Genomic DNA, 6,413 nt, shown 5'->3' on the forward strand with positions numbered 1-6,413 from the left:
GCCAAGGCGCAGCCAGAGCCCCACCGGCAGCGCACCAAGCAGGCGCAGCAACCAGATGAAACGGCGGGGAAAGTGGATCTGGTGACGACCAGCGGTCAGCCCGTCCATGATGGCGCGGGAGGCCTGTTCCACTGTCACCAGACAGGGCATGGGAAAATCATTTTTGGCGGTCAGCGGCGTCTGGACAAAGCCGGGGCGGATCAGGGTCACCCCGATCCCTTTGCTGGCCAAATCGAGGCGCAAGGTATCCGCCAGATAGTCGAGGGCCGCCTTGGAGGCGCCATAGGCCTCGGCTCGTGGCAGCGGCAGCCAGCTCACCGACGAGCTGACGATGGCCAGCCGCGACCCAGCCCCGAGCAACGGCAAGAAGACGGCCAAAGCATGGCCGGTGGCGGTCAGATTGGTGTCGATGACACGGGCAAACAGCTCGCTGTCAAACCCCTCCGCCACATCCATGTACTCGCAGTTGCCTGCGTTGAGGATCAGCAGATCGAGGAATGGCAGCGTAGCAGCCACCCCGCTCATTGCGGCCAGATCCCGAGCATCGAACTGCAGCGGCGTGATGCCGTGCAGCCCCAGCTCCTGCAGCCGTTCACCATCGCGGCCACAGCCCCACACCTGCCAGCCTGCCCGCCGGTAATCCAGTGCCAGTTGACGACCTATGCCGGAAGTCGCGCCTGTAATAAGCACCCGGCCGCTCATGCGCCAAGCCTCATCTTGATAGTGCGCACCACGGGCCCAAGCAGCGGCAACTGCTCGTAGAGCATGGCGCCCAGGTCAAAATAGTCCCGGTGCTGGCACACCTTGCCCGCCTCGTCGAATTCGAGGCGAGTGGCCCCCTCCACCGTCACCGGCTCACCGCCACGCAATCTGGGGTGAGAGAAGGTCATTGTCCAGCCGAGCCAGGCCTGCTGCCCTTGCTGCTGCTGACTGGTGATGACGAAGCGACAGTAGGCGAGGCGCTGATAGAGGGCGGCAAAATAGTCGCCAAGGGCCGCCAGCCCCTCGATACGGTGGGCCGGATCGGTAAAGACCACCTGTTCGGCATAGACCTCGGGCAAGCGGTGCAACTGCTGTTTGTCCAGTTGCTGATAGAGGCCAATAAAGCGGGCCAGCGGCTCGTTCATCCTATTTCTCCAGAGAGCGAAACATCTCGATGGCTCTCACCCGGGCAACGGAGTGATCCACCATGGGTGCCGGATAATCCCGGCGCCCCTTGAGTCGCAGCCAGTCGTGGGGCTGATGCACATAAGCGGCGGGAATATCGGCAAGTTCAGTTACCCAGGTACGGATAAACTCCCCTTGTGGATCAAATCGTTGCCCCTGAGTGGTGGGGTTGAACACCCGAAAATAGGGCGCCGCATCGGCACCGGTACCCGCTGCCCACTGCCAGCCGCCGTTGTTGGCCGCCAGATCGCCATCGATCAGCCGACTCATGAAGTAATCCTCCCCGAGCCGCCAGTGGATATGGAGATCCTTGGTGAGAAAGCTCGCCACTATCATCCGCAGCCGGTTGTGCATCCAGCCTGTGGCGTTGAGGCAGCGCATCGCCGCATCGACGATGGGGTAGCCGGTGCGCCCCTCGCACCAGGCGGCGAAGGCATCCGGGTCCCAGCTCCACGGCAGCGCTGCGGTCTCCGGTTTGAAGGGGCGATTCATGGAGAGGGTCGGGATCAGCACCAGCAGATGGCGATAGAACTCGCGCCAGACCAGCTCATTGAGCCAGACAAAGCCGGGCTGGGCATTCGACTGGGGCCGATAGCCGAGCCGCTGCTGGAGCGCCGCCACACACTGACGGGGGCTGATGATGCCGGTCGCCAGATAGGGGGAAAGCACGGACGTGCCCGCGATGGCAGGAAAATCCCGGGTCTCCCCATAGTCGAGCACTGCCTGCTCCAGAAAAATGTTCAAACGACGCAGAGCTTCCACCTCGCCCACAGGCCAGCGGGGGTCTGCCGTCAGTTCGCCAAGGGCGGCATCGACGAAGTCCCGCTCGGCCAACGGCTGCCACGGCAACGGCTCGCCACGCAGTGTCGGCGCCCGATGAATGACAAACCCCTCTTCATCCAGCGCCTTGAGCCAGGCGCGGCTGAAAGGGGTGAACACCTTGAACATCTCACCCGAGCCGGTCAGCACCCGCCCCGGCGGCAATACGCAACAGCCGTTGAACCAGTGACAGCTCACCGCCTGCTCAGCCAGCGCGGCGCTGACGGCATGGTCGCGACGCTGCTCATCAATCTCGACAGCCTGATTGGCGTAGAGCTGGGTCACCCCCAGCTCGCGGCAGAGGTCTGCCAACGCTACGGGCACCTCGGCAAAAGTCTCCACTCGCAGCAGATGGAGCGGGATGCCGAGCGCCGCCAGCTCGCGGCCCAACTCATCCACCTGCGCCAACATAAAGCGCTGACGAATCGGGGCCATTTTGTGCTGCCGCCACTGGGTGGGAGAGATGATAAAGAGCGCGGCCACCGGCTCATCATCGGCGCAGGCATGCCGCAGCGCGGGGTTGTCGGCAAGGCGCAGATCATTGCGAAACCAGACCAGCTTCATGATTTTTTCCTCCCGCGTCCGCTGGTGCCAGCCGCAGCAGGCGCGTTCACCATCTGCTCGGCAAGGCTCGCCTGCCAGCCGTGAGCTTTAAGCCACTCATCGTCGTAGAGGCGCCCCAACTCGCCAAACAGGCGTGTGCCTGCGGGCCACCCGGCGGCCAGCTCCTGCTTGCCGAGCCCGGCACCCAGCAGCACCAGCCAGGGGGTAACGGCACGCCCCTCCAGCAGGCTGGCATGGCGCGGCTCGACCGCCCCCAGCAGTTGCACCTCATAGCCCTGACCGATCAGCTCGTAGGCGGCCCACACCAGATCGAGGGGGCCAACCTGTCCCCAGCTCGCCAGCGTGATCGGCACGCCCTTCTCCTGCTCGATCAGGTGGCGGGCGAAGCGGGTATGGAGCCAGCCCAGCCACACCTGTTGCAGCAGCTCGCCATCGGGCCGCTCGCGCCACAGCCCCAGCAGCCGCTCCACCAGCGGTTGCAGTATCCGGCTGCGCACCAGCTCGAACGGGTAGCTCGCCAGCAGATCGTTGAGCTCAGCCTCCGCCTTGCGCTGGTTGAAGGCGAGCAGCGCCTGACTGAACTGCTCCAGAGTTTGCTGCCAGTGATCGCTCACCGGCGCGGAATGGGGTTCGCTCAAGAGCCCCTTCACCTGCCCGATACTCACTCCCCGCTCCAGCCAGCTCAGGATCTCGCCGATCTGGCGGATATCCTGCTCGCTGTAGAGGCGGTGGCCCTTTTCGGTGCGGGCCGGTTGCACCAGACCGTAGCGGCGCTGCCAGGCACGCAGGGTCACGGCGTTGACGCCGGTGAGACGGGAGACCTCGCGAATGGGGTAGATCCCCTCATCAGCGAGAGGAGCAACTTCTTGCGATAAATCAGACATGACAACGTCCATCAAACAGAGGGGTAAGGCTCCCCGGCGCAAACCATGCGCCGGGGCAACAGAACGGATTCAGAGCCCGTAACGCAATTTGAGTGTATCGGGGTGCGGATTGAGATAAACCTGCTCGGCAAGATAGGGATTGGGGTATTCGCGCAGGTAGTGGCGGATCAGGGTGAGCGGCACCAGCAAGGGGAAGATGCCGGTGCGGTACTTGTCGATGGTATCGGCCAGCTCCTGCTTCTGGGCCGGGGTCAGCACCCGCTTGAAGTAGCCCTGCAGGTGCATCAGCACATTGGTGTGACTGCGGCGGTTGGCTCGCAGGGTCAGCGCCGTCATCAATCCCTTGATGTAGTTGTCGGCCACCTCCTGCAAATTGGTGGACTTGCCCAGATTGCCGAGCAGCTTGCCGAGGATGCGGTAGTGGGTGGTGGCATGGGAGAGCACCAGATACTTGTAGCGGGAGTGGAAGCGGATCAGCGCAGAGGCAGTGATGCCGCGGGCGCAGAGCTGCTGCCAGTCGTGGTAGGCGAAGACCCGCAGCACGAAGTTCTCGCGCAGGATGGGGTCGCACAGGCGACCATCCTCTTCCACCGGCAGCAGGGGGTTGGCCTCCATCAACGCCTTGGCAAAGAGGCCAATCCCCTCCTTGGCGCTCCCCTCGTTGTTGGCGCCATAGACCTTGACCCGCTCCATGCCACAGCTGGGTGATTTGGCACAGAGGATATAGCCGGAGATAAAGTCGAGCTGGCGCGCTTTCTGCTCGCTGAAAGCAATCAGCTTTTCGGTGACATCGAAGCTGCCGTTGCTCGCCTCGGCGCGGATCTCGCCGTTGCGCTTGACCAGCCGGATGGCGGCGCGGGGCGCCCCGAGACCGATAGCCATCTCGGGACAGACGGGGTGGTAGTCAAAGTGAGCGCCAAGATCCCGTTCGCAGAAGCTGGAGCGCTTGTGGCCCCCATCGAAACGTACCTCTTGTCCCAGCAGGCAGGCACTGATACCGACTTTAATCTTGTACATGATGACGCTCCTTGTATAAGCATTGATTCAGTTATAGCAGTTATACAAAAAAATGAAAGTTGTATAAGTATTTGCGACTGATACGACACAAGGAGAAAAAAGGGATCACCGGAAAAAGAAAAAACCCATGGCGAACGCCATGGGTAAAAAACAAGACACTACGGACTACGGGAAGGAAAATTAGAAGCTGTACTTCACACCCAGGCTGGAGATGGAACCTTTTTGCAGATCCCAGTTGCGATAGGTGTAATCGGCAGTCAGCGCCCAGTTCTGGTTGAGCTTGTAGGCACCGCCCACCTTGAAGTCGTGCATATCGTCGGTCATGTTGGCGTAGCGATAAGCGGTGGAGAGCTCGACATTGCCGATGTCGTAGCGCAGACCCACTTCACCGTACATGCTACCGCTATCTTTGCGAGCAACAGCATCCCACCCTTTGTTAGCGATATCGCTGGCAAGTTCACGCTCCAGCATGTAGCCGGTCACACCGGTTTCGCCGTAGAGGTTCAGACCCGTGCTCAGCGGAGTAAAGACACCGACACCAATGCTGGAGATCGACATGCTGTCGTTGCCGTTGCTGCGAGAGGTGTATTCAGTGCTGCCGCGACCATAGAAATTGGAGCCGAAGCTCTTGGAGAGATCCAGGCTCAGACCGCCAAAATCACGGGTTCCTTTGCTGTCATTGCTGAAGGTACCGCTGAGATAGTCGGATTTGGTGTGCGCCCAGGTGGCGGAACCCTTGGCGTAGCTGAAGGCATCCTGCGCCATGACGGAAGTAGAGGCAAACCCGGCCAGAACCAGAAGAGAGACAGTTGCTTTTTTCATGATGATAACTCCATGTGATTGGGCCCGTTGCTAGCGAGCTGGTATGGAGTCATTGTGCGATCAGGTTCCCGGCTTGCCGAGCTGCAAGCTGTTGCAGAACCATGTCAGATGTAAGCAGATATTGCAGGGGGTGTCAGCGGCAACAAGTTGCCGGCCCACACGGTTTGCATGGGCCGGAACAACGCCAAATCAGCGGAAGACCACCTCGTCAATTTCGACCCGCACCAGCGGCTGACCGGTCAATCCGGCAGGACGGGGGATCTCGAGGGCCAGCGACGGACGGGCTTGCCCCTTGCGCAGATAGGTCTCCGGCAGACGATTCTCGGCAACCCAGAAGCGGGCCTCCTGACGGCTCAGCTGCACCCCGTCAGCACTGAACAGGGTCACCATGCCACGTACCCCGACCACATTGCGGGTGCCGGTATTGCTCACCATAAAGGTCAGCACCAGCGGGTCAGATCCCTCGATCTTGTCCAGCTTGACCACCACACCGTCACGCGCCATCTGGGCAAGCAGTTCCGGATTGGCCTTGGCCTGATCGGTCAGCACCGGAGCAGCGACGGCCACCACGGCCCCAGCCTTCCCATCAGCAGTCACGCCCTGCACGGACTCGGCCGGTTTGACTACCAGATACTCCCAGGTGAAGTCGTCGTTGAGCTGAACCTGCCGACCATCGGGCAGCGTCACCTGAGAAAGAGGGGAAGCCTGCGCCAGTACGGGGGAGAGGCACAGGGCAATCAGCAGACGGGAGAAGGGTTTCATAGGGCGAAGCTCGGTAACGGGTGAAAAGGGCGACAGTATAAACAGTCCCGTCGCACCTTGCCTATGACAGCACTCACGTTCTGGCACCCGCATCGCTTGCCCGCAGACTAGATGGCGAGATCGTGCCGCTCTTTCTGTGCCATATCCAGGGTCACCAGATCGAACTTGCTCCCCTTGAGGGCGGACAAAATATCCGATTGCATATCAAAGGCCTGCGCACGCTGATGCTCGGGCAGACGCACCCGGGCCAGGGTGGTGGAGCAGTCACACAGGGTATGGAAAAAGACCTGTGCCTCGTCCAGCCCCATATCGGCCAGCATCTGCTCGGCTTGATCCACCATTCGCAGATAACGCTGCTCAAGCTGCCGTGGATTGGTG

General features: G+C 61.4%; 7 protein-coding genes and 1 pseudogene. All 8 read right to left on the reverse strand.

All coding sequences use genetic code 11. From position 1 onward, the window contains the following. Positions 1–702: SDR family NAD(P)-dependent oxidoreductase (locus DBR30_RS03180; RefSeq protein ID WP_108588186.1), on the reverse strand; the 702-nt coding region annotated here is incomplete at its 3' end. Then, the gene (locus DBR30_RS03185) at positions 699–1,127 is read right to left on the reverse strand and encodes a nuclear transport factor 2 family protein (protein ID WP_005343652.1); all 429 of its coding nucleotides are present in this window, start codon (positions 1,125–1,127) and stop codon (positions 699–701) included. The genes DBR30_RS03180 and DBR30_RS03185, both read right to left, overlap by 4 nt. Position 1,128: 1 nt before the next feature. Then, positions 1,129–2,550, reverse strand: coding sequence for a deoxyribodipyrimidine photo-lyase (phrB, locus tag DBR30_RS03190; RefSeq protein ID WP_108588180.1), 1,422 nt, complete (start codon positions 2,548–2,550; stop codon positions 1,129–1,131). Next, the gene (locus DBR30_RS03195; protein ID WP_108588181.1) at positions 2,547–3,434 is read right to left on the reverse strand and encodes a MerR family transcriptional regulator; all 888 of its coding nucleotides are present in this window, start codon (positions 3,432–3,434) and stop codon (positions 2,547–2,549) included. Before DBR30_RS03195 ends, phrB begins: the two co-directional genes overlap by 4 nt. Before the next feature lie 69 nt (positions 3,435–3,503). Further along, the gene (locus DBR30_RS03200) at positions 3,504–4,451 is read right to left on the reverse strand and encodes a YbgA family protein (protein WP_005338692.1); all 948 of its coding nucleotides are present in this window, start codon (positions 4,449–4,451) and stop codon (positions 3,504–3,506) included. A gap of 180 nt (positions 4,452–4,631) precedes the next feature. Then, complete coding sequence (locus DBR30_RS03205; protein WP_042080712.1) at positions 4,632–5,273, reverse strand: autotransporter; 642 nt, start codon at positions 5,271–5,273, stop codon at positions 4,632–4,634. A 189-nt stretch (positions 5,274–5,462) separates the two neighbouring features. Then, positions 5,463–6,035, reverse strand: a complete 573-nt coding sequence (locus DBR30_RS03210; RefSeq protein WP_108541120.1) for a DUF3157 family protein — start codon at positions 6,033–6,035, stop codon at positions 5,463–5,465. Positions 6,036–6,142: 107 nt separating this feature from the next. After that, positions 6,143–6,413, reverse strand: a pseudogene (locus DBR30_RS21560) (hypothetical protein); the annotation flags it as partial.

This window comes from Aeromonas sp. HMWF017 (assembly GCF_003061465.1).
GTDB lineage: Bacteria > Pseudomonadota > Gammaproteobacteria > Enterobacterales > Aeromonadaceae > Aeromonas > Aeromonas veronii.

Excerpts from the sequence above, each read along its gene's own strand:
- DBR30_RS03185 (WP_005343652.1), bottom strand. The coding sequence starts at position 1,127 with ATGAACGAGCCGCTGGCCCGCTTTATTGGCCTCTATCAGCAACTGGAC.
- phrB (WP_108588180.1), bottom strand. The coding sequence starts at position 2,550 with ATGAAGCTGGTCTGGTTTCGCAATGATCTGCGCCTTGCCGACAACCCC.
- DBR30_RS03195 (WP_108588181.1), bottom strand. The coding sequence starts at position 3,434 with ATGTCTGATTTATCGCAAGAAGTTGCTCCTCTCGCTGATGAGGGGATC.
- DBR30_RS03200 (WP_005338692.1), bottom strand. The coding sequence starts at position 4,451 with ATGTACAAGATTAAAGTCGGTATCAGTGCCTGCCTGCTGGGACAAGAG.
- DBR30_RS03205 (WP_042080712.1), bottom strand. The coding sequence starts at position 5,273 with ATGAAAAAAGCAACTGTCTCTCTTCTGGTTCTGGCCGGGTTTGCCTCT.
- DBR30_RS03210 (WP_108541120.1), bottom strand. The coding sequence starts at position 6,035 with ATGAAACCCTTCTCCCGTCTGCTGATTGCCCTGTGCCTCTCCCCCGTA.